Raw genomic sequence first — 21,098 nt, 5'->3', positions numbered from 1 at the left:
TCGGACGCTGGACCGGGGTGGAGACTGCGGAATCGGTTGGGTGTGACATAATTCTCTCTTTGCCTAATCAATCCTGCATTTTCTCACAGGCACGGAATGTCTTCACTCGCGTTTTCGATTTTGTTCGTCGTTTTCTTCGTGCTCACGCTGGGCCTGCGCTTCTGGCTGGCGAACCGCCAGATCCGGCACGTGCTGCGCCACCGCGGCAGCGTGCCGCCCGAGTTCGCCCGGAAGATCCCGCTCGAGACGCACCAGAAAGCGGCGGACTACACGGTCGCCAAGACCCGCTTCGGCATCGCGGCCCTGCTCTGGGGCGGCCTGACCCTGGTCGGCTTCACCCTGCTCGGCGGCCTGCAGGCATTGTCCACCGCCCTGCTGCACGCGGCCGGTCCTGGCATGCTATACCAGATCGGCCTGATCGCCGCGTTCGCGATCATCTCCGGCGTGCTCGACCTGCCCTTCGACTACTACCGCCAGTTCGTGCTGGAGCAGCGCTTCGGCTTCAACAAGATGAGCGTCAAGCTCTGGCTGACCGACATGGTCAAGGGCGCGCTGGTGGGCGCCGTGATCGGCCTGCCGCTGCTGTGGGTCGTGCTGAAGCTGATGGAATCGACCGGATCGCTGTGGTGGTTCTGGACCTGGCTGGTCTGGAGCGGCTTCCAGCTCTTGATGATGGTGCTGTACCCGAGCGTGATCGCGCCGATGTTCAACAAGTTCACGCCGCTGTCCGACGAAGGGCTGAAAGCGCGCATCGAGGGCCTGATGACGCGCGTGGGCTTCGCCTCGAAGGGCCTGTTCGTGATGGACGGCAGCCGCCGCAGCGCCCACGGCAACGCCTATTTCTCGGGCTTCGGCACGGCCAAGCGCATCGTCTTCTTCGACACCCTGATCGAGCGCCTGGCGCCGCACGAGATCGAAGCGGTGCTCGCCCACGAACTCGGCCACTTCAAGCTGCGCCACATCGTCAAGCGCATCGTCGTCATGTTCGCGCTGTCGCTGGCCTTCCTCGCCCTGCTCGGCTACCTGAAGGAGCAGGCCTGGTTCTACACGGGCCTGGGCGTGATGCCGCTGCTGGCCGGCCCGAACGATGCCATGGCCCTGCTGCTGTTCGCGCTGGTGCTGCCGATTTTTACTTTTGTCTTCGGTCCCCTGAACGCGATCACCTCGCGCAAGCACGAGTTCGAGGCGGACGCCTTTGCGGCCAGGCACAGCGATGCGAACCACCTGGTCTCGGCGCTGGTCAAGATGTACGAGGATAATGCCTCGACGCTGACGCCCGATCCGCTGCACTCGGCCTTCTACGATTCGCATCCGCCGGCTTCCGTGCGCATCGCTCACCTGAACGGGGCGGCGGCATGAAGCTGCTGGAACAGCGCTGCACGCATGGCGCGCCGGCACTCGATGCGGGCGCCCTCGCCGCGCTCATGCTCGAGGTGCCGCAGTGGCAGCTGGAAGGCCAGCGCATCGTGCGCAGCTTCGAGTTCAAGAACTATCACGAGACGATCGCCTTCGTGAACGCCCTGGCCTGGATGATCCACGCCGAGGACCACCACCCCGAGCTGACGGTGCGCTATCGCCACTGCATCGTCAGCTACACCACCCACTCGGCGGGCAATGCCGTCTCGCTGAACGACCTGATTTGCGCTGCGAAAGCCGACGCACTCTACGAAGAACGGAAACGCGCGTGAGCAAAGATACCAAGCTGACCGGCACCATCATCGCGGCGCACGGCCGCCACTACCTGGCCGACGTCAACGGCGAAAAATTCCAGTGCGTCACGCGCGGCAAGAAGACGAATGTCGCCGTGGGCGACGTCGTGCACCTGAAGCAGACCTCAAACGACCAGGCCGTGATCGAAGAGATCGCCGAGCGCCAGACCCTGCTCTACCGCTCGGACCAGTACAAATCGAAGCTGCTGGCGGCGAACATCTCGCGCCTGTTCATCGTCGTCGCCACCGAACCGGGTTTCGCCGACGACCTGGTCTCGCGCTCGCTCGTCGCCGCCGAAGCGGCCGGCATCGAGGCCCACATCATCCTCAACAAGACCGACGTCGCGGAGCTGCTGCCGCGCGCGCGCGAACGCGCCGCCGTCTACGCCGCGCTCGGCTATCCGGTGCACGAAGTCTCGGCCAAGGCCGATCCGGAACATGCGCTGGGCGTGCTGCAGCCGCTGCTGGCCGGCCAGTCCTCGATCTTCATCGGCCAGTCGGGCATGGGCAAGTCCTCGCTCATCAACCTGCTGGTGCCGGACGCCGACATCGCCGTACGCGAAATCTCCGCCGCCCTCGACACTGGCAAGCACACGACGACGTTTACGCGCCTGTACTGGCTGCCGGACGGCGGCTCCATCATCGATTCGCCAGGCTTCCAGGAATTCGGCCTGTACCACCTGAGCGAAGGCATGCTGGAGCGCGCCTTTGTCGAGTTCAAGCCTTATCTCGGCGGCTGCAAGTACTACAACTGCCGGCACCTGGCGGAGCCGCAGTGCGCCGTTCTGACGGCGCTGGCCGACGGGAAGATTGCCAAGCACCGGCACGAACTGTATGGCCAGCTGCTGCACGAGTCCGCCCAGACGCTGTACTAATTGGGTGCTTTCCCTAGCGTCAAGCAAAAACCCTTATAATCAAGAGGATATTCTTCCTTCCGAGTTACTATGCCAGGCACCAACGCGATCAAGCACTTCCTGCAGTTCTCCGATTTTTCGCTCGACGAGTTCGAATACGTGATCGAACGCGCGAAGGTCATCAAGCGCAAGTTCAAGGCCTACGAGGTGTACCACCCGCTGGTCGACCGTACGCTGGTGATGGTGTTCGAGAAGAGCTCGACCCGCACGCGTCTCTCCTTCGAGGCCGGCATGCACCAGCTGGGCGGCGCCGCGATCTACCTGAACACGCGCGACAGCCAGCTGGGCCGCGGCGAGCCGGTCGAGGACGCGGGCCAGGTCATGTCGCGCATGTGCGACATCATCATGGTGCGCACCTTCGGCCAGGACATCATCGAGCGCTTCGCCGCCCACTCGCGCGTGCCGGTGATTAACGGTCTGACCAACGAACACCATCCCTGCCAGGTGCTGGCCGACATCTTCACCTTCTACGAGCACCGCGGTCCGATCGCGGGCAAGACGGTGGCCTGGATCGGCGACGCCAACAACATGCTGTACTCCTGGCTGCAGGCGGCCGAAGTCTTCGGCTTCCACCTGAACATCGCGACCCCGAAGGGCTACGACCTCGATCCGGCCCTGTTGAGCACCAAGCGCTACACGCTGTTCGACAATCCGTCGGACGCCTGCGCAGGCGCGCACCTGGTCAGCACCGACGTCTGGACCAGCATGGGCTTCGAGAAGGAAAACGCGCAGCGCCTGCAGGACTTCGACGGCTTCATCGTCGACAGTGCCAAGATGGCGCGCGCCACCCCCGACGCCATCTTCATGCACTGCCTGCCCGCCCACCGCGGCGAGGAAGTCGCGGCCGAAGTCATCGACGGCCCGCAGTCGGTGGTCTGGGACGAAGCCGAAAACCGCCTGCACGTGCAGAAAGCGCTGATCGAATACCTGCTGCTCGGCCGCATCGAAGACAACTAATTTTTCACCCACCTTTGTTTGATCGTCGGTCCCGTTGAAAGACGGGCCGGCTGACCACTTCAATCCCTCCTCCTCTCCACACTGGAACTTCCATGAGCGACATCAAAAAAGTAGTTCTCGCCTACTCCGGCGGCCTCGACACCTCCGTCATCCTGAAATGGCTGCAAGACCATTACAACTGCGAGATCGTCACCTTCACGGCCGACCTCGGCCAGGGCGAGGAACTCGAGCCGGCACGCGCCAAGGCCATCAAGTTCGGCATCAAGCCTGAAAACATCTACATCGACGACGTGCGCGAAGAATTCGTGCGCGACTTCGTGTTCCCGATGTTCCGCGCGAACACCGTCTACGAAGGCGAATACCTGCTGGGCACCTCGATCGCGCGTCCGCTGATCGCCAAGCGCCTGATCGAGATCGCCAACGAAACCGGCGCCGACGCCGTCTCGCACGGCGCGACCGGCAAGGGCAACGACCAGGTGCGCTTCGAGCTGGGCGCCTATGCGCTGAAACCCGACGTCAAGATCATCGCTCCATGGCGCGAGTGGGACCTGCTGTCGCGCGAGAAGCTGCTGAAGTACGCGGAAGACGCCGGCATCGAGATCGACATGAAGCACAAGAACGGCGGCGCGCCCTACTCGATGGACGCCAACCTGCTGCACATCTCCTTCGAAGGCCGCCACCTGGAAAACCCGAGCGCGGAAGCCGAGGAATCGATGTGGCGCTGGACGGTCAGCCCAGAGCAGGCGCCGAACGAAGCCGAGTACCTCGACATCGAATACGAAAAGGGCGACATCGTGGCCCTGAACGGCAAGCGCATGAGCCCTGCCGAGGTGCTGACGGAACTGAACCGTCTGGGCGGCAAGCACGGCATCGGCCGCCTCGACCTGGTCGAAAATCGCTACGTCGGCATGAAGTCGCGCGGCTGCTACGAGACGCCGGGCGGCACCATCATGCTGCGCGCCCACCGCGCGATCGAGTCGATCACGCTGGACCGCGAAGTGGCGCACCTGAAGGACGACCTGATGCCGCGCTACGCTTCGCTGATCTATAACGGCTACTGGTGGGCGCCGGAACGCGTCGCGCTGCAGACGCTGATCGACCACACCCAGCAGACCGTCAATGGCTGGGTGCGCATCAAGCTGTACAAGGGCAACGTGATCGTCGTCTCGCGCGATTCGAAGACCGATTCGCTGTTCGACATGAACATCGCCACTTTCGATGAAGACGGCGGCGCCTACAACCAGGCGGACGCCGGCGGCTTCATCAAGCTGAACGCGCTGCGCATGCGCATCGCGGCCAAGGCGCGCGCAAAACGCGGCCAATAAGGCGGCCGGCAACAGCGCCGCCCTGCCGCACAAAGCCGCCTCCGGGCGGCTTTTTTTCCATGCGCGAATTCGTGGTGAGCATGGTGTTTTTACGAGCACGAAGCACCGTAGGGTGGGCGCCCCGTGCCCACCAAACACGCGCGTCGCGTTGGCGCGTCCGGGATACGTCCTGTCTGCTCTTGGCGATGGTGGGCACGGGGCGCCCACCCTACTTTACTCAGCCATCGAAAGCCGCCCTCGGGCGGCTTTTTTCATGCGCGGATTCGTGGTAAAAATATTGCTTCTACGGCCACGACGCATGAGCGACTCTTCATCGAATCCCTGCCTCGACTGCGGCGCCTGCTGCATGAGCTTTCGCGTCTCCTTCTACTGGGCCGAAGCCTTGCAGCTGCCCGAGGGCCTGAGCGAACAGCTGACGCCGCACCTGGCCTGCATGGCCGGCACCAACGCGTCCAGCCCGCGCTGCGCCGCCCTCGGCCGCGGCACGGCGGGCCCGATGGCCTGCGCCGTCTACGACAGCCGCCCGAGCCCCTGCCGCGAAGTCGAGATCGGCGACGACAAGTGCACCCGCGCGCGGGCACGGCATGGGCTGGCGCCGCTGGCGCTGCTCTAGGGGATCCTGCCTCCTGTGTCAGCGCTCGCCGGTCAGGACGCCGAACCGGAGCCGCAGCAGTTCGATGTCGCGCGCAGCAGGTGGCAGCTCGCCGCGCCCGGTCGCGCCATACCATTCCATGTAGCGGCGCAGGGCTTCCTCGTCGCGGATCGCCGGCTGCATGGTGAGCGCATACGCATAAAAATCCCCTGCCTGCCTGCTGCCGGCGGCCCGCCTGGCGCCGTCCAGCAAGCTCGCCGGCCCCAGGGCACGGTCCAGGTCGTAGCGCAAGTCCAGGATCGCCAACCGTCCCGCGGCCAGGTCGTTGTGGAAGTGGATGTCGCGCCCCGGGTACGCCAGCGGCAGCACGGTGGGCAGGCGCGCCAGCGCCAGCCGCCCGGCCGCTCCCGGCGGCACGGCTGCCGCCCGCACGTTGGGGCTGACCAGTTGCGCCGCTGCGGCAAATGCAAGGAAAGTTCGGCGTGTGTACATCGGTTCATCATCCCTTTATCGTGATTGTCGGCGCGTCGGAGCAAGGCGGCGTGCATGCCGGGGGCGCCGGCTGGGCCGCGTAGCTGGGGTCCGGCGTCTCGAGCGCGCTCAGTTCGAGCGCCGCCTGCGCCAGCAGCGCGCAGGCGCCCGCCATGCCCATCGCCACCCGCAGCCAGCACCGTCCCGGCCGGCCGCCGGCTCCCTCCTCGTCCTGCCTGGCATCGCTCTGTTTCATCGCATGCTCCACTACGGTTGGCACAAGGCGGCATTGCGCTGCCGTCAGGGCACGACGTCGAAGCGCACCATCATGTGGTGGTCTTCGTGGATCGTGTTATGGCAGTGCATCAGGTACTTGCCGGTGAAGTCCTCGAAGCAGATCAGGATGCGCACGGTCTCGCCCGGCCGCAGCTCGAACACGTCCTTGCGTCCGCGCTCGTGCAGGGGCGGCGCGGCGCCGTTGCGGGTCAGGATGCGCGCTTCCTCGAAATGGATGTGCACCGGGTGGCTCCAGCTGCCCTTGCCCTGCAGCTCCCAGACTTCTTCCACGCCCTGCTTGATGATGGCGGCGGGTTTTGTCACGTCGAACAGCCTGCCGTTGACGGTCCACAGGTCGTTCTCGCGGTCGAACTCCCACTTTCTCACCCGGGTATTGCGCGGCACCACCGCCGGGCGCAGCGGACGCAGGATGTCCGGCACCTGGCTGAGGTCGGGCGAGTCCGGCTCGGCGTCGACGTCGAAGCGCAGGATCTGGGTGCCGGGCGTGAGCAGGCGTCCGGTCGGGCCGCGGCCGTCGAGGTGTTCGAGGCGGTTGACCAGGTAGACCTTGCTCCCCAGCGGGAACTTGGAGAAATCGATGACGATGTCGCCGCGCTCCGCGCTCGCCAGGCGCAGGCGCTTGGTCAGCACTGGTGCGGTGAGCAGGTTGCCGTCGTTGGCGATGTGGTGGAAGCTGTGGTCGACACCCTCGTGCACCAGATAGAACTCGTAGAAGCGCAGCGAGGAACCGTTCAGCGCGCGGAAGCGGTACTTGCGGCGCTTGACCGAGAAATAAGGCTGGATCTTGCCGTTGACGCAGAACTTGTCGCCGACCATGCCTTCCGGGTCAAACTGGTTGAAGTACAGGTAGCCGCCCGAATCGAAGCTCTTGTCCTGGAACACGAGCGGGATGTCGTATTCGCCGACGCCGCTGGGCAGGCGCAGCGCCCCCGGCCGCTCGTCGCGCTCGTTGCCGGTGTCGAGGCTGTCGAACACCAGGTAGAAGCCGGCCAGGCCCTTGTAGACGTTGGGGCCGGTGAATTCCATGCGGTGGTCGTGGTACCACAGGGTGCCGAGCGCGCCTTCCGGATCGCCGTCGGTGTCGGGGAAGTCGGCGCTGTTGGAGAGCTTGTTCGGATAATGATGGTCCTTGAAGCGGCCGGCGCGGGTCAGGGTCGGGCCGTACTTGTCGCGGCTGTAGTAGTCGCCCGGGAAGCCGTCGCTCTCGGACGGCGTGTGGCCGTTGTGCAGGTGGGTCGATATCTCGGGCGAACCGAAGCCGACGTGGTCGCGCGGCAGGTCGTTCTCGATGCGCACCAGGATCGGCTCGCCGTACCAGGCGACGAAGGTCGGACCGGGCAGCATGCCGTCGTAGCCCCAGATCTTCTGCTCGGGCAGGTGCGGGTGGAAGGAGTGCTTCTCCTCGCGCACGCGCAGGCGGTAGAACTTGCGCGGCGGGTAGCGGTCCCAGGCCTGGTGCGGCAGGCGCCCCGCTTCGTCCTCGTCAGGGAACTTGCCCGGCGCCGGACTGAGACCGCTTTCCGGCTCCTTGATCTCCGGGATCGGCAGCGGCACCAGGAAAGGCGGCGTGGCCGGCGCCTTGCCGACGCGGCTCTTCATGTAGTCGTCGCGCACGCTGGTGGTCGTGGTGCGCGGCGTGGTCGTGCTTCCCGTTGTGGTACCGGCCGTGGTGCCCGCCGTGGTTCCGCTCGTCGGCTGGCTGGGTACGGGTGCACGGTCATCATCGTCGTCGTCATCGTCGCGCCCGCCCGCCAGCACCGCGGCGCCGGCGGCGGCCAGGCCGCCGGTCACTAGCCAGCGCCGGCTTTTCTTCGTCGTTTCGTCGCTCGGTTCCATCGATCGCTCCTGAAAGTCGAAAGGCCTACATGTAGTTCGAGATCGAGTTGACGATCTGGCGCGGGCTGGCCAGCGCCGGGATCATCGACCAGCGGTCGCGCGCATCGTGGCCGATGCGCAGCATGCCCGTGTGCTGCTTGAGGTCGGCGTCGGCGGCGGCGTCGAGCGTGTAGAAGCCGAGCCGGCGGCGCAGCAGTTCGACGTGGGCCGGATCGCCGGTGAGGAAGGTCCAGCCGGGCTTGATGTCGAACTTGTCCATGTAGCGGCGCAGGTCGAGCGGCTTGTCGATCGCCGGCTGCAGCGTCAGCGAATACATGAAGACGTCCTTGCCCACGTGCTCGCGCAAGGCTTCCTGCACCTGCAGCAGGTTCGCCGTATTCGGCGGGCACAGGTTGCTGCAGTTCGCGTACATCATGTTGACGACGACCAGGCGGTCCTTCACCAGGTCGTCGTAGAAGCGGACCTGACGTCCGTCGTGAGTCTCGAGCAGCACGTTCGGCAGGCGGCGGCCGTCGTCGACAGGCAACGGGACCGGCTCGCGCGTCTGCGCATGCTTGATGACCGGGTAGAGCAGCGGTGTGGCGGCCGCGGCCGCCAGGAATGCCCTGCGTGATTTCATGATCTTCCCCTCGCTATTATTGGACCAGACTGTGTCAAGCCACGACGTCGAAGCGCGCCATCATGTGGTGGTCTTCGTGCACCGTGTTATGGCAATGCATGACGTACTTGCCGACGAAGTCGCGGAAGCACACCAGGATGCGCACCTCTTCGCCGGGACTCAGTACGAACACGTCCTTGCGCCCGGCCTCGTGCGCTGGCGGCGGCCGGCCGTTGCGCGACAGGATGCGCATCTCCTCGAAGTGGATGTGCACCGGATGGCTCCAGCTGCCCTTCCCGCGCAGCGTCCAGATCTCCTCGACGCCGCGCTTGACCGATACGATCGGTTTGGTTTCGTCGAACAGCTTGTCGTTGACGGTCCACATATTGTTCAGGCGGCCGAAGTCGAAGCGGCGCTCGGGGCGCGACTTGCGCAGGTCGATCGGCGGCAGCGGGCGCAGCACGGCCGGCACGCGGCTGTTGTCCGGCGACGCCGGTTCACTGTCGACGTCGATGCGCATGATCTGCGTGCCGGGATTTAAAATGCGTCCGGTCGGCCCGCGCCCGTCGAGGTGTTCGAGCTTGTTGACGATGTACAGCTTGGACCCGATCGGATACGGAGAAAAATCGACGATCAGGTCGCCGCGCTCGGCCACGCCGAGGCGCAATTTCGTGGTCGTGACCGGCGCCGGCAGCAGGTTGCCGTCGTTGCCGATCTGGACGAAGCTCTGGTCGGCGCCCTGGTAGACCAGGTAGAACTCGTAGAAGCGCAGCGGCGAACCGTTCAGCATGCGGAAACGGTACTTGCGCCGCTCGACGGAAAAGAAGGGCTGGACCTTGCCGTTGACGAGGAACTTGTCGCCGACGATCCCTTCCGGATCGAGCTGGTCGAAGAACAGGTAGCCGCCCGAATCGAAACGGCGGTCCTGGAACACCAGCGGGATATCGTACTTTCCGACGCCGGACGGCAGGCGCAGCGCGCCCTCGTGATCGTCGTTCTCGTCGTCGCAATCGAGGTCGTCGAAGATCAGGTAGAAGCCGGCCAGGCCTCGGTAGACGTTGGGCGCCGTGAACTCCATGCGGTGGTCGTGGTACCACAGGGTGCCCAGCGCCAGGTTGTGGTCGCCGCCGGTGTCGGGGTAGGCGGTGAAGTTGGAGCAGACGTTCGGGTAGTGGTGGTCCTTGAACTTGCCGGGCCGGCTCAGGGTCGAGCCGCACTTCCTTTCGCTGTAGTAGTCGCCGGGGAAACCGTCGCTCTCCGAGGGCGTGTGGCCGTTGTGCAGGTGGGTCGAGATCTCGGGCGTGCCGTAGCCGACGTGGTCGAGCGGCAGCGCGTTCTCGATGCGCACCAGGATCGGCTCGCCGTATTTGACGACGAAGGTCGGTCCCGGCGTGACGCCGCCATAGCCCCATATCTTCTGCTTCGGCAGTTCGGGGTGGAACTCGTGGTCCTTCGCCTCGACCTTCAGGTAGTAGAACTTCTGCGGCGGGAAGCGGCTCCAGGCCTGGTGCGGCAGGCGTCCCGCTTCCTTCTCGTCGGGGTACTCGCCGGGCTCGGGACTGAGGCTGCTGACCGGTTCGGCAATCGGCGGCATCGGCAGCGGCACGATGAAGGGCGTGGTGTAGGGTGCGCGGCCGACCTCGGCGCTCTTGAAGCTGGTGATGCCGGTGGCAGTGCCGGCCGTGGCGACCGGGCTGCCGGGCGCGGCGCCGGCGGCGGCTGCCTTGGCGGCGCCCGTGGAGGCGGCGGCGGGCAAGGCCGGGCCGGCCGGCGCGGCGGGCGCCGCGTCGAACAGGCCCAGCCTGGTTTCGGCGGCAAACGCGGCGGCGCCGGCCGCCACGATCGAAGCGCCGGCGAGCCTGCGCCGGGTGAGGATGCGTGTGTCGTCGTTTTCGTTTCCTTCGTCGGGTTTCATGATGTACTCCAGTTCTTCAACAACAATCTGATGGATCTGCGCACGCGCGCCAGGGGGGCCGATTGCGGGACGGCGAGGCGGCGTGGTTCGCCCAGCGCGCGCAGCGGCGGCTGCAGGCGCGCGGATTGGATGACGGCCTGAGCGTCCGCCCGTGCCGCCGGGGCATGCGGCGTGGCGCCCAGCGGTGCAGGCGCCGCCGGATCGTCGTGCAGCGCCAGCACCAGCGCCGCCGCGGCCGCCAGCACCGCGTTGACGATGGCGTAGCGCCGCATCTCGATCCCTTGCCGCCGCCCGTTCATCTCCCGGCCCGTCCTAGAGCTGGCGGCCCGCCTTGCGGAAGGTCGACATCACCGGCTCGACCAGGTACTGCAGCGGGGTCTGGGTGCTGCCGTCGATGTAGACCTCGGCCGACATGCCTGCCTGCAGCGTGAGCTCGTGGCGCGCCTGCAGCGACTTGTCGTCGGCCGCGATCAACACGTTGAAGTAGGACTGGCCGGTGGCCTTGTCGACCAGGCGGTCGGCCGAGATGTAGGTCACCTCGCCATCGACCATCGGCGCACCGCGGAACTTCAGCGCGGTGAACTTGATGCGCGCCTTCTGGCGCAGGTGGACATGGTTGATCTCCTCGGGCCGGATATGCGCTTCCAGCATCAGGCGCGCATCCGAGGGCACGATCTCGGCGATCGAATCGCCCGGACGCACGACGGCGCCGGGCGAGGTGAACTTCAGGTCGATGATCTCGCCGCCGGCCGGCGCCACCACCACCTGGCGGCTGGCGGCGTCGTCGGTCTTGCGCACTTCCTGGTCGATGTCGGTCAGGCGCGCCAGCGTCGCCTTGACTTCGTCGCTGGCGGTCTGCACGTAGGCGTTCTGCAGCGAGCGGATGCGCAGGTCGATGTCGGCGATGCGCTGGGCGGCGCGCGCCAGTTCCGAGCGCCGCTCGTCGACCTTGGCCGCGTAGTCGGACACCGCGGCTTCGAGCTGGGACAGCTTGGCCGCCGAGATGAACTGGTCGCGCTGCAGCCCGCGGTTGAGTTCCAGGTCCTGGCGCTGCAGCGTCAGCGAGCGCTCGATGTTGGCGATCTGGGCGCGCAGGGATTCGGCTTCGCTGCCGATCTGCTGGCGCTGGGCGCGCATCAGCGCCACTTCGCTGTCGAGCGAGGTGCGGCGGCTGGCGAACAGGCCGGCCTCCTTGGCCAGGGCCTGCGCCACGCGCGGGTCGCGCTCGGCCGCGTCGCGCAGGTCTTGCGGGAACTGCAGCGCCGCGGCGCGTAGTTGTTCGCTCTCCAGGCGCGCCAGGCCAGCCCGCTCGACCACGGCGCGGTAGGCCAGGCGGTTGCGGTCGGCGTCCACGCCGACGTCGCCCAGCATCAACACCGGTTCGCCGGCGCGCACGCGCTGGCCGTCGCGCACCAGCACCTGGCGCACGATGCCGCCTTCCAGGTGCTGGATCGGGCGCCGGTTCAGGTCCACCTTCACATAGGCCGGGGCCACCACCGCCATCGACAGCGGCGCGCTGCAGACCCAGGCACCCAGCGGCAGCAGCGCCAGCAGGAAGATGCGCATGCCGAGACGCCCCAGGCGCCGGCCCTGCTCTTCGCTCGCGGTAAAGGCGCGTTCTTCCTGTACCAATTCGATCGTCGTATCCATCTCTTTTCCTCCTCAAGCCACGCTGGCGGTATCGACGGCCGCCTGCGCCTGGCGCTGCATCTCTTTCATGACTTCGCCCGCGGCGCCGTAGCGCTTCACGCGGCCGGCTTCCAGCACCAGGATCTTGGTGACGTGGGCAACCAGCGAAGGACGGTGGGTAATGATCACGGTGGTGACGCCATCGGCGCGCAGGCCGCTGACGGCCTGGGCCAGCGCCACTTCGCCGGCGCCGTCGAGATTCGAATTCGGCTCGTCCAGCACCACCAGGCGCGGATTGCCATACAGCGCGCGCGCCAGGGCGATGCGCTGGCGCTGGCCGGGCGACAGGCGCAGGCCGCTCTCGCCGACCTGGGTGTCGTAGCCGTTGGCGAATTCGACGATCATCTCGTGGGCATTGGCGCGTTTCGCTGCCCGGATCACGCGCTCGGAATCGACCGTGTCGAGGCGCGCGATGTTTTCGGCGACGGTGCCGTCGAACAGTTCGACGTCCTGCGGCACGTAGCCGATCCACTGGCCCAGTCCTTCGCGCTTCCATACGGCGACGTCGCTGCCGTCCAGGCGCACGCTGCCGCCGGCCGGGGCCCAGACCCCGATCAGGAGCCGCGCCAGTGTCGACTTGCCGGCGGCGCTGGCGCCGATCACGGCCAGCGATTCGCCCGGTTCCAGGTGCAGCGCGACGTTGTACAGGATCGGCTTGCCCGAACCCGGGGCGCGGTAGGACAGGCCCTCGACCTGCAGGCGCCCTTCCGGGCATGGCAGCTCGACCTGTTCGCCGTACGCGGCGGCCTCGTCCAGCAGCGTGCGCAGGCGGGCATGGGCGGCGCGGCCGTCGGCCAGCGCGCGCCAGCTGCCGACCAGCTGCTCGACGGGCTGCAGCGCGCGTCCGAGCAGCACGGTGGTGGCGATCATGATGCCGGCCGAGGCCTCCTGGCTGATCACCAGCCAGGCGCCCAGCGCCAGCATCGCGATCTGGATCGCCTGGCGCAGGAAGCGGGTCAGCGCGGTGAAGACGACGCCGGTGCGTCCGGCGCTGGCCTGGGCGCCGGCCACCTCGTCCTGCAGCGCGCGCCAGCGGCCCAGCAGTTTGCCGGTCATGCCCAGCGCCTGCAGCACCTCGGCATTGCGCAGCGAGCTTTCGACGTATTTCGAGGCGCGCCGTCCGTCGGTCTGCAGGCCTTCGATGGCGGCGCGGCTGACCCGGTGGTTGAGCCAGGCCAGCACCAGCATCAGGCTCACCGAGACCAGCGCGCCCAGGCCCAGCGCCGGATGGAAGCCCCAGATCAGCGCCAGGAACAGCGGCGCCCACGGTGCGTCGAGCAGCGCCGCCAGCGCGTTCGAGGACAGCACGGTCTTCAGTTGGGCCAGATCGCGCATGCCTTCGCCGATGCCGGCATGCGGGGTGCGCGCGGCGCGCTCGACCAGGGTCTCCACCAGCGGGCGCGCCAGGCGCTCGTCGACGATGGTGGCCAGCACGCCCTGCAGGCTGTGGCGCACGTAGTCGAGCAGCAGCAGCACGATCATCGCGATCGCGGTGCCGGCCATCAGGACCACCAGGGTCTCGCGGCTATTGGTCGTCAACACGCGGTCGAATACCTGCAGCATGAACAATGCCGGCACCAGGTAGAGCAGGTTGACGCAAAAGGAAAACAGGGCCATATACCCGAGCAGGGGCCGCAGCTCGCGCCAGATCGTTTTCATGTGGTTCTCCCGGAGCGGTGGATTCAGGCGGACTTGTCGGACTTGTTCGGCGCGGCGCGGCGGCGGCATGGCCTGCCGGCGTACCCGGTTCCAGGCGGCGCACGGTGCGCGTGCGCGGGACACGACGCGGACATCGCGGTCATTCGCAGCTGTGGCAGGCGCAAGAAGCCCGACGCGCGGATGAGGATCAGGTCGGGACTGGCTGGATCGGTTTCAACGAGCGCGGCATGCAGCCGTTGCGCGCCCGTGAGGCACTTCTTTGTGATGCGCATGATGTACTCCCCTGGTTTTGTTTCTTGACTTCGTCGTTGTGTTGTCCGGGCCGGGCGCCGCCATGCTGTCGGCGCCCGGCCGGTACTGCCGTACTACGGGCCGTGCTCTCTCCTCCCCCTTGTCTCAGGACGCCAGCAACTCACCGGGCGCCGCCAGGCCGGCCGGTGCGACCTGGCCCTGCAGCAGGAAGTCGTCGATGGTGATCGACGCCGGATCGCCCACGCCCTGGATCACGAAGGAACCGGAGGTGCCGATCGTCACCCGCAGGTCGGCCCCGAGGTCGGCGATGGTGACGCTGCTGCCGAAGGTGGCCGCCGTGATGCCCAGGCCCGAGATGTCGAGCAGGTCCTGGCCGCCCGCCGGGTCGAAGTCGAAACCGCCGGCGATGGTGTCGGCGCCGAAGCCGGGGGCCGCGAACACGAAGATGTCGTTGCCGGAGCCGCCTTCGAGACGGTCGTTGCCCGCCCCGCCCTCGATCCGGTCGTTGCCGTCCATGCCGCGCAGGATGTCGTTGAGGCCGCCCCCCTTCAGGTAGTTGTCCAGCGCGTTACCGGTGAGGTTGGCCGTGCCGCCGTACTGGGTGGCGTTCTCGACCTCGGCAGCGAGCACCCAGCTGGTCGCGTTCGACATGACGGTATCGATCCCGCCGCCGGCCAGCTCGACGACGACGTCGGTGCTGGTGTTGACGTAATAGGTATCGTTGCCGAGTCCCCCGATCATGCGGTCGGTGCCGGTGTTGCCGTTCAGGCTGTCGTCGCCGTCGCCGCCGGTGATCGTGTTGTTCAGGGTGTTGCCGACGGCGGTGAAGTTGCCGCTGCCGGTGAACACCATGTCTTCCAGGTTCAGGCCCATGGTGTAGCTGGACACGCTCACGCGCGCCAGGTCGATGCCGAAGCCTGTGCCGGTGTTCTCGGTGATGATGTCGCCCACGTTGTCGACGATGTAGGTGTCGTTGCCCAGGCCACCGACCATGCGGTCGGCGCCGACGCCGCCGTCGAGGGTGTCGTCGCCGGTGCCGCCGGTGAGGATGTTGGCCAGGGCATTGCCTTCGCCGGCGAAGGAACCGGTGCCGATGAAGGTCAGGTTCTCCAGCTCGGCACCCAGCGTATAGCTGGCCAGCGTGGTGCGCACGGTGTCGGTGCCGCCGGCGGCCAGTTCGACCACGGCATCGAGCGCCTCGTCGACGACGTAGGTGTCGTTGCCGCGCCCGCCGATCATGCGGTCGACGCCGGCGCCGCCGTTGAGGGTGTCGGCGCCGGCGCCGCTCGTGATGACGTTGGCCAGCGCATTGCCGGTACCGGCGAAGGACGAGGTGCCGGTGTAGGTCAGGTTTTCCACCTCGTCGCCCAGCGTATAGGACGATATCGCGGTGCGCACGGTGTCGTTGCCCTCGTTGCCGAGTTCGGTCACGATGTCGGTGGTGGCCGAGACGATATAGGTGTCGTCGCCGCTGCCGCCGCGCATTGTGTCGTTGCCGCTGCCGCCGTCGAGACTGTCGTCGCCGAGTCCGCCCTCGAGCAGGTCGTCGCCGCCCTGCCCACGCAGCGTGTCGTTGCCATCGTTGCCGAACAGGCTGTCGTTGCCGCCGCTGCCGCCGTCGAGCACGTCGTTGCCGGCGCCGCCGCTGATGCTGTTGGCCTCGACGTTGCCGGTACCGGTGAAGTTGCCGGTGCCGGTGTAGACCAGGTTCTCGACGTTGGCGGCCAGGATGTGCGCGGCCAGCGTGGTGCGCACCGTGTCGACGCCCTGGGAGATCAGCTCGGACACGACGTCGCCGGTCTCGCTGACGATGTAGGTGTCGTTGCCCAGGCCGCCCTGCAGGCGGTCGTTTCCGCCGGCGCCATCGAGGGTGTCGTTGCCGTTGCCGCCGATGATGGTGTTGGCCAGCGCGTTGCCGGTGCCGACGAAGTCGCCGGTGCCTGCGAAGGTGAGGTTTTCCAGGTTGGCCGCCAGGGTGCGCGCCGCCAGCGTGGTCTGGGTGGTGTCGGTGCCGCCGTTGACGCCCTCGATGACGACGTCGCCCAGGTCGTCGACCATGAAGGTGTCGTTGCCGGCGCCGCCATCCATGACGTCGGCACCCGCGCCGCCGTTCAGGATGTCGTTGCCGCCCAGGCCGATCAGCTCGTCGTCGAAGGCCGTGCCGTTCAGGGTTTCGCTGTTGGCGGTGCCGATCACCTGGTCGCCCACGCCCTTGGTCGCGGCCGAGGGAATCGCGCGGCTGACGCCGGTGGCGTCGATGAAGCTGGCCACCACGCGCAGCTGCTGGCCGACCTGCGCCTGCTGCGGCATGAAGGTGGCGCCAGTGGCGCCGGCGATGTTCACGAACACCCCGTTCACCAGGGCCTGCCACTGGTAGCTGATGGCCGATTCCGGCACGTTGCTGAAGGCGGCCACGGAACCGGGGGTCGCGGTCAGGAGGTGGCGCTCGGTCGGCGACATGTCGTCGATGTGCGGCTCGCCGGTCAGGTTGAAGACGTCGTCGGTGAACACCAGTTCCTCGATGTTGCGGATGGTGTCGATGCCGTCCGTGGCGGTGCCGCGCACGTGCGCCACCGTCCAGGTGCCGTCGGCGTTGCGCGAGACGTCGTAGCTGGCACGCACGTCCGAATAGATGGCGCGGTCGATGTCGGTGGTCTTGGTGGTCGATTGCAGGATTTCGCGCACGATGCGCAGCTGGCCCGGGTTGATGCGGCCGGCCAGCATGTCGTCCTTCAGTTCGGCAATGCTCTCGACCGAGCGGATCTCGACGTTGGGATCGGTTTTCGAGCGCACGCTGACGCGCACGTTGAGCCAGGCGTCGCCGTCGATCAGGTCGTTGCCGGCCTTGCCGGTGATGCGGTCGCTGCCGCCGCCGCCAATCAGGATGTCGGCGCCCGTCTGCGGGTTGAACACCACCGCCTCCGGGTTGGCCACGGCCGGTACGCCGAGCAGCTCCTGCAGGCCGTTGATCAGCGCCACGTTCTTTTGCAGCAGCATGCTGTCGGTGGCCGGGCCGCCGATGATGCCGCCCGCGCCCTCGCCGCCGGCCGCGCCGGTCGGCAGGTTGGTCCCGACCAGCACGTCGTCGAACTTCCAGCCCGACAGGCCCTCGACCGAATCGAAGCGGTCGCGCAGGATGAAGGGCGCTTGCTGGCCGAAGATCGGTATGCCGAGGTCGGAATTGGCCGCCACCGGGTCGCCCTTGTGGATGGCCCAGTCGAAGCCGAGCATGCCGTTGTTGCGCTGGATGCCGGTGCCCTGCACCATGATGTCGTCGCCCGACTCGCCGTCGTAGTCGGTGTCGTTGCCCTGGCCGTTGAGGACGTCGTGGCCGATGATGGTGCTGTTGAAGAACAGCTGCGAGTTTTCGCCGGACAGGCTGTCGAAGCCCTCGCCGCCCTCGATCCAGTCGTCGCCCTCGTTGCCCATCAGGCCGTCGGGGCCGTTGCCGCCGAGGATGAAGTCGTTGCCCTCCCCTGCGAACACTTCGGTGAAGTCGGGGCCGACGATGAAGAAGTCCTGGCCGGCGCCGCCGAACACGATGTCGTTGCCGGCGCCGTTGCTGATCACGTCGTTGCCGTTGTCGCCGCGCAGGAAGTCGGCGGCGCCGGCCGGGGTGCCGTGGTCGGTGATGATGTCGTCGCCGTCGCCGCCATGGACCTGGTCGGCCTCGTCGCCGCCGTCGAGGATGTCGTCGCCCTCGTCGCCCCACAGGGTGTCCATGCCGCGTCCGCCCTTGATGATGTCGTTGCCGGGCGTGCCGCCCAGCACCACGTGGTCGGGGCCGTCGTAGGCGTAGATCAGCTGGCCGCCGTCCTTGTAGCCGTCGCCGTTGACGTCGGCGCCGGGCGCGACGCGGGTGACGAGCGAAGTAAAGGCGTTCAGCACCGGGTTCACGCGGCCCGGGTCGCCATGGCCGCCCACGCCGATGCCGGTCTGCTGCTTGCTCTGGTCCATCTCGAGGGTGTAGCTGGGCGTGGAGAACATCAGGCCCGGCAGGTGGGTCGTGCTGCCCTTGTCGCCGATGTCGGTGTTACGCATCGCCATCGCCGAGAACAGGTTGCCTTCCAGCTCGTTGAGCATGTTCAGGCCCTGGGTCCGGCTCAGGTAGTAGAAGCGGTCGCCGTTCTGCAGGTTTTCCAGCTGCGATTCGAAGACGAAGTTGAAGGTCGGCGCCAGCATGCCGCCGAATTCGAGCTTGGCCTCGGCCAGGCCGCCGATCCAGAAGTCCACCTTGTTCAAGCCGGTTTCGACGTCCTTCCAGGTGCCGGTGCCGTTCAGGAAGTCGAGGCGGTCGCTCGGTGCCGTCTCCAGGCGGTAGGTCGGGCCGACCAGGTCGGGATCGGCATTGATGTCGCCGTCCTTGTTCAGGTCGAAGTCGCCCATCACCAGCAGGGTGGCGGCGGCGCGCTTGGCTTCGACCGTGGTCGCCAGGGCGACGCTCGGGTGCAGGCCGTAGGCGGCGATGAAGTTGATGATCGAGGCCGGGTTCTTCATGTGCGGCGCGAAGTCGGCCCAGCTCGTGTACGGCTTGAGCTGGCTGTCGCCGGTCATCTTGTAGAACGCGGCGCGCGCCTCGTTGAAGCTGGGTGCGCCGGTTTCGCGGGCACGCGCGATGTTCAGCGTGGCCAGGTCGAGCGGCAGGCCGACCAGGTTGTTGCGCAGTGCGTCGGTGACGAATTCGTCGATCTCCTGGCCGACCTGGCGCGACATGCCGCGCACGATCTCGCCCACCGCCTTGTGCGAATCGAGGCCGCCGTCCTTGTCGAAGGCGACCGGATTGAGGAAGGCTTCGATCAGGCCGATGTCGTCATTCTGGCCGCTGGCGGTCGTACGCGCGACCGTATCGTCGAGCATCGAGTGGCCGAAGCGGTACACGACGTTGGCGAACTCCTCCATGATGGCCGGGTCGATGTCGGCCGAGTTGGAAAACACGAAGGGGTCGATGCTGGGCTGGACGGCACGCGCGAATTCCTCGAACACCAGGTGCTGGTATTGCATCTCGGTGGCGAAGCGGCCGGCCTGGAACAGGCGTTCGCCGTCCCACTGGAGGGCGGCGATGTCGGCGGCGCCCGTCGGGATGGCCGTGACGTCCTTGGCCAGCCATTCGTTGACGAAGGCCAGGTCGCCGCTGGCGAGGATGGTCTGCTTGTATTCCTCGACCAGGCGGTTGTGCTCGTTATGGAAGATCTCGTGGATGGCGGTGAGGCCGATGTTCTCGTTGCCGCGGCCGTCGCCGGTGATGAAGTGGCGGTCGAGCAGCTCGTCGTCGTAGGTACCGACCGGCTGTTGCTGGCCGGCCGCAAGGCCGGTTGCGTCGTCGCTGTCGGGCACCAGCTGCACTTGCGGCGTGCGCGGATCGTGGTCGTGGTCGTAGGTGCCCGGAACCGCGGTGTGCGCGATATCGTCGAGGAAGGCATGGCCGGTACGCAGGGTGTCGTTCGGCAGCGCCACGCCCTGGTTGCCGTTCGCGCTCGGGTTGCCCTCGACCAGGCCGTGCGCGGTGACGATCTGCACGAAGCCGTTCGGCCCGCGCAGGAATTCGCCGTAGCGGTCGGTCGCCAGCAGCGGCACGTTGAAGATGTCGGTATCGGTCAGCTGGATGCCGAGCAGTTGCGCCGCCTGCGCCTTCACTTCGGCCCAGTTGCCGGCGCCGTGCTCGCCGTCGAGCAGACGTCCGGTGGCGAGCGGCTTACCGTCGATCATCTTGTATTCGCGCAGGAACACCTGGTGCGAGGGGTGCGAGGTATAGGTCTGGTTCTGGTCGACGAAAGGCGTGGTGGTATTGGTGTGCCCGCGCAGGTCGTCGTCGGCATTGCCGAGGATGCCGTCAGGGCCGGGACCGCGCGCATTCACGGCGCGGCTGAGCACCATGAAGTTGGTCGGGCTGCCCGGCACGTACAGCGGGTCGTCCGGCTGCAGCGGCACGAACACGGTGCCCCCGCCCTTGCTGATCAGGTCGAGGCCGTGGTCGAAGAACTGGCCGAACAGCGCCATCATGCCGTTGAACGGCGGCGACAGGCCGATGTCGGGCGACTGGTTCGGGATCTGCAGGGTGCCGTCGGGCGAGACGTGGACCTCGTCGAAGCCCGGGAAGGTGGCGATGTCGGCGCGGTCGTCGGCCGCGGCCACCGCCGCCGGATTGCGCCCGGTCTGGTCGACGATCAGGTTGGAAATGATGCGCGGCTGCGAGTCGAACACCATGTTGCCGGGCGTGCTGGTGGCGTAGCTGCTGCTCGCCACACCCGGGACGCCCGGCCCGAAGAAGTTGGCCGGCACGCCTTCCGCGTCGCGAAAGACGCCGGGCACCAGGCGCGGCATGATGTTGTCCGCAGCGCCCATCCGTTCCATGCCGGGCAGCAGGCTGTTCCAGGAGCCGTCGACCGTGCGCAGTCCATACGGCAGCAGCGGGCTGCCGATCATCTCGCGCAGTGCCGCGCCGTTGATGGAACCGTCGGGATTGGTCGTGTCTTCCGCGATCTTGATCTGCTTCAGAATGAAGGTCAAGTCATCCAGATTGACGTTGAAGTTGTACTGCGGATTCGTAGCCATGTTAATTTCCCCTGAGATAGTTTGGACCACGCTTCTTTGTTTGTTCACTGCTCGAACAACGCAGATATCCGTGCTTTCCACCCGTTTCCACAAACGCCAGGCAAAGCGAGGCCATACCTTTGGAGAATCACGGCGATAAGGCCGGATTTGCAAAAGTAACCGGAAGTGAATACAGGCGTATTTACTAAGCTAGCATAAAAAATTTACGCAAAATGCATAAATTTTTACATGTTACAAAAACAACACATCCGCAGATTTTCGTTCCATAAAATATAACTATCAGCCGGAATTTATGCATAGCGCGTAAGAGATCACCTACAAGCTCGTAAGAC

The 21,098-nt window shown here is 66.6% G+C and carries 16 protein-coding genes; 6 read left to right on the top strand and 10 right to left on the bottom strand.

Translation table 11 applies throughout. The annotated features are described in order from the left end of the window. Nucleotides 1–96 precede the first annotated feature (96 nt). The 6 genes from ACFPQ5_RS21325 to ACFPQ5_RS21300 all read left to right on the top strand — a co-directional run bounded on the left by ACFPQ5_RS21325 (nt 97) and on the right by ACFPQ5_RS21300 (nt 5,518). Entirely contained in the window at nt 97–1,359 is a 1,263-nt protein-coding gene (locus ACFPQ5_RS21325) for a M48 family metallopeptidase (protein WP_379760572.1), read from the top strand. Then, nucleotides 1,356–1,688 carry a 4a-hydroxytetrahydrobiopterin dehydratase gene (locus tag ACFPQ5_RS21320; RefSeq protein ID WP_379760570.1) on the top strand — a complete coding sequence of 111 codons (333 nt, stop codon included), beginning with the start codon at nt 1,356–1,358 and terminating at the stop codon, nt 1,686–1,688. Before ACFPQ5_RS21325 ends, ACFPQ5_RS21320 begins: the two co-directional genes overlap by 4 nt. Further along, nucleotides 1,685–2,584: a ribosome small subunit-dependent GTPase A gene (gene rsgA / locus ACFPQ5_RS21315; RefSeq protein WP_379760568.1), complete on the top strand. Its 900-nt coding sequence runs from the start codon at nt 1,685–1,687 to the stop codon at nt 2,582–2,584. The genes ACFPQ5_RS21320 and rsgA overlap by 4 nt, the downstream gene beginning before the upstream one ends. A gap of 69 nt (nt 2,585–2,653) precedes the next feature. Further along, nucleotides 2,654–3,580 (top strand): ornithine carbamoyltransferase, encoded by a 927-nt coding sequence (argF, locus tag ACFPQ5_RS21310; RefSeq protein WP_379760566.1) that lies wholly within the window; start codon nt 2,654–2,656, stop codon nt 3,578–3,580. Nucleotides 3,581–3,672: 92 nt separating this feature from the next. Further along, nucleotides 3,673–4,905 carry an argininosuccinate synthase gene (locus ACFPQ5_RS21305; RefSeq protein ID WP_379760564.1) on the top strand — a complete coding sequence of 411 codons (1,233 nt, stop codon included), beginning with the start codon at nt 3,673–3,675 and terminating at the stop codon, nt 4,903–4,905. A 298-nt stretch (nt 4,906–5,203) separates the two neighbouring features. Further along, complete coding sequence (locus ACFPQ5_RS21300) at nt 5,204–5,518, top strand: YkgJ family cysteine cluster protein (RefSeq protein ID WP_379760562.1); 315 nt, start codon at nt 5,204–5,206, stop codon at nt 5,516–5,518. Between the two features lie 18 nt (nt 5,519–5,536). Here ACFPQ5_RS21300 and ACFPQ5_RS21295 read toward each other — a convergent pair whose 3' ends face one another. From ACFPQ5_RS21295 to ACFPQ5_RS21250, 10 genes are all read right to left on the bottom strand, one after another. Beyond that, nucleotides 5,537–5,989, bottom strand: a complete 453-nt coding sequence (locus tag ACFPQ5_RS21295; protein ID WP_379760560.1) for a hypothetical protein — start codon at nt 5,987–5,989, stop codon at nt 5,537–5,539. Nucleotides 5,990–5,996: 7 nt separating this feature from the next. Beyond that, entirely contained in the window at nt 5,997–6,248 is a 252-nt protein-coding gene (locus ACFPQ5_RS21290) for a hypothetical protein (RefSeq protein WP_379760558.1), read from the bottom strand. A 20-nt stretch (nt 6,249–6,268) separates the two neighbouring features. Then, entirely contained in the window at nt 6,269–8,101 is a 1,833-nt protein-coding gene (locus tag ACFPQ5_RS21285; protein ID WP_379760556.1) for a multicopper oxidase family protein, read from the bottom strand. Between the two features lie 25 nt (nt 8,102–8,126). Next, the gene (locus ACFPQ5_RS21280) at nt 8,127–8,720 is read right to left on the bottom strand and encodes an SCO family protein (RefSeq protein ID WP_379760554.1); all 594 of its coding nucleotides are present in this window, start codon (nt 8,718–8,720) and stop codon (nt 8,127–8,129) included. A gap of 34 nt (nt 8,721–8,754) precedes the next feature. Continuing rightward, nucleotides 8,755–10,614 carry a multicopper oxidase family protein gene (locus ACFPQ5_RS21275; protein WP_379760552.1) on the bottom strand — a complete coding sequence of 620 codons (1,860 nt, stop codon included), beginning with the start codon at nt 10,612–10,614 and terminating at the stop codon, nt 8,755–8,757. Continuing rightward, entirely contained in the window at nt 10,611–10,886 is a 276-nt protein-coding gene (locus ACFPQ5_RS21270; RefSeq protein WP_379760550.1) for a hypothetical protein, read from the bottom strand. Before ACFPQ5_RS21270 ends, ACFPQ5_RS21275 begins: the two co-directional genes overlap by 4 nt. A gap of 40 nt (nt 10,887–10,926) precedes the next feature. After that, the gene (locus ACFPQ5_RS21265) at nt 10,927–12,264 is read right to left on the bottom strand and encodes an HlyD family type I secretion periplasmic adaptor subunit (RefSeq protein ID WP_379760548.1); all 1,338 of its coding nucleotides are present in this window, start codon (nt 12,262–12,264) and stop codon (nt 10,927–10,929) included. 12 nt (nt 12,265–12,276) lie between these two features. Next, complete coding sequence (locus tag ACFPQ5_RS21260; protein WP_379760546.1) at nt 12,277–13,962, bottom strand: type I secretion system permease/ATPase; 1,686 nt, start codon at nt 13,960–13,962, stop codon at nt 12,277–12,279. 23 nt (nt 13,963–13,985) lie between these two features. After that, nucleotides 13,986–14,234, bottom strand: a complete 249-nt coding sequence (locus ACFPQ5_RS21255; protein WP_379760544.1) for a hypothetical protein — start codon at nt 14,232–14,234, stop codon at nt 13,986–13,988. 124 nt (nt 14,235–14,358) lie between these two features. Further along, complete coding sequence (locus ACFPQ5_RS21250) at nt 14,359–20,766, bottom strand: peroxidase family protein (protein ID WP_379760542.1); 6,408 nt, start codon at nt 20,764–20,766, stop codon at nt 14,359–14,361. Nucleotides 20,767–21,098 lie beyond the last annotated feature (332 nt).

Source organism: Massilia suwonensis (assembly GCF_042655665.1).
Lineage (GTDB): Bacteria > Pseudomonadota > Gammaproteobacteria > Burkholderiales > Burkholderiaceae_D > Telluria > Telluria suwonensis.
This window is presented reverse-complemented; position numbering and strand designations above follow the sequence as displayed.

Coding starts and splice junctions, on each gene's coding strand:
- ACFPQ5_RS21325 (WP_379760572.1), top strand. CDS start 97: ATGTCTTCACTCGCGTTTTCGATTTTGTTCGTCGTTTTCTTCGTGCTC.
- ACFPQ5_RS21320 (WP_379760570.1), top strand. CDS start 1,356: ATGAAGCTGCTGGAACAGCGCTGCACGCATGGCGCGCCGGCACTCGAT.
- argF (WP_379760566.1), top strand. CDS start 2,654: ATGCCAGGCACCAACGCGATCAAGCACTTCCTGCAGTTCTCCGATTTT.
- ACFPQ5_RS21305 (WP_379760564.1), top strand. CDS start 3,673: ATGAGCGACATCAAAAAAGTAGTTCTCGCCTACTCCGGCGGCCTCGAC.
- ACFPQ5_RS21300 (WP_379760562.1), top strand. CDS start 5,204: ATGAGCGACTCTTCATCGAATCCCTGCCTCGACTGCGGCGCCTGCTGC.
- ACFPQ5_RS21295 (WP_379760560.1), bottom strand. CDS start 5,989: ATGTACACACGCCGAACTTTCCTTGCATTTGCCGCAGCGGCGCAACTG.
- ACFPQ5_RS21285 (WP_379760556.1), bottom strand. CDS start 8,101: ATGGAACCGAGCGACGAAACGACGAAGAAAAGCCGGCGCTGGCTAGTG.
- ACFPQ5_RS21280 (WP_379760554.1), bottom strand. CDS start 8,720: ATGAAATCACGCAGGGCATTCCTGGCGGCCGCGGCCGCCACACCGCTG.
- ACFPQ5_RS21275 (WP_379760552.1), bottom strand. CDS start 10,614: ATGAAACCCGACGAAGGAAACGAAAACGACGACACACGCATCCTCACC.
- ACFPQ5_RS21270 (WP_379760550.1), bottom strand. CDS start 10,886: ATGCGGCGCTACGCCATCGTCAACGCGGTGCTGGCGGCCGCGGCGGCG.
- ACFPQ5_RS21265 (WP_379760548.1), bottom strand. CDS start 12,264: ATGGATACGACGATCGAATTGGTACAGGAAGAACGCGCCTTTACCGCG.
- ACFPQ5_RS21260 (WP_379760546.1), bottom strand. CDS start 13,962: ATGAAAACGATCTGGCGCGAGCTGCGGCCCCTGCTCGGGTATATGGCC.
- ACFPQ5_RS21255 (WP_379760544.1), bottom strand. CDS start 14,234: ATGCGCATCACAAAGAAGTGCCTCACGGGCGCGCAACGGCTGCATGCC.
- ACFPQ5_RS21250 (WP_379760542.1), bottom strand. CDS start 20,766: ATGGCTACGAATCCGCAGTACAACTTCAACGTCAATCTGGATGACTTG.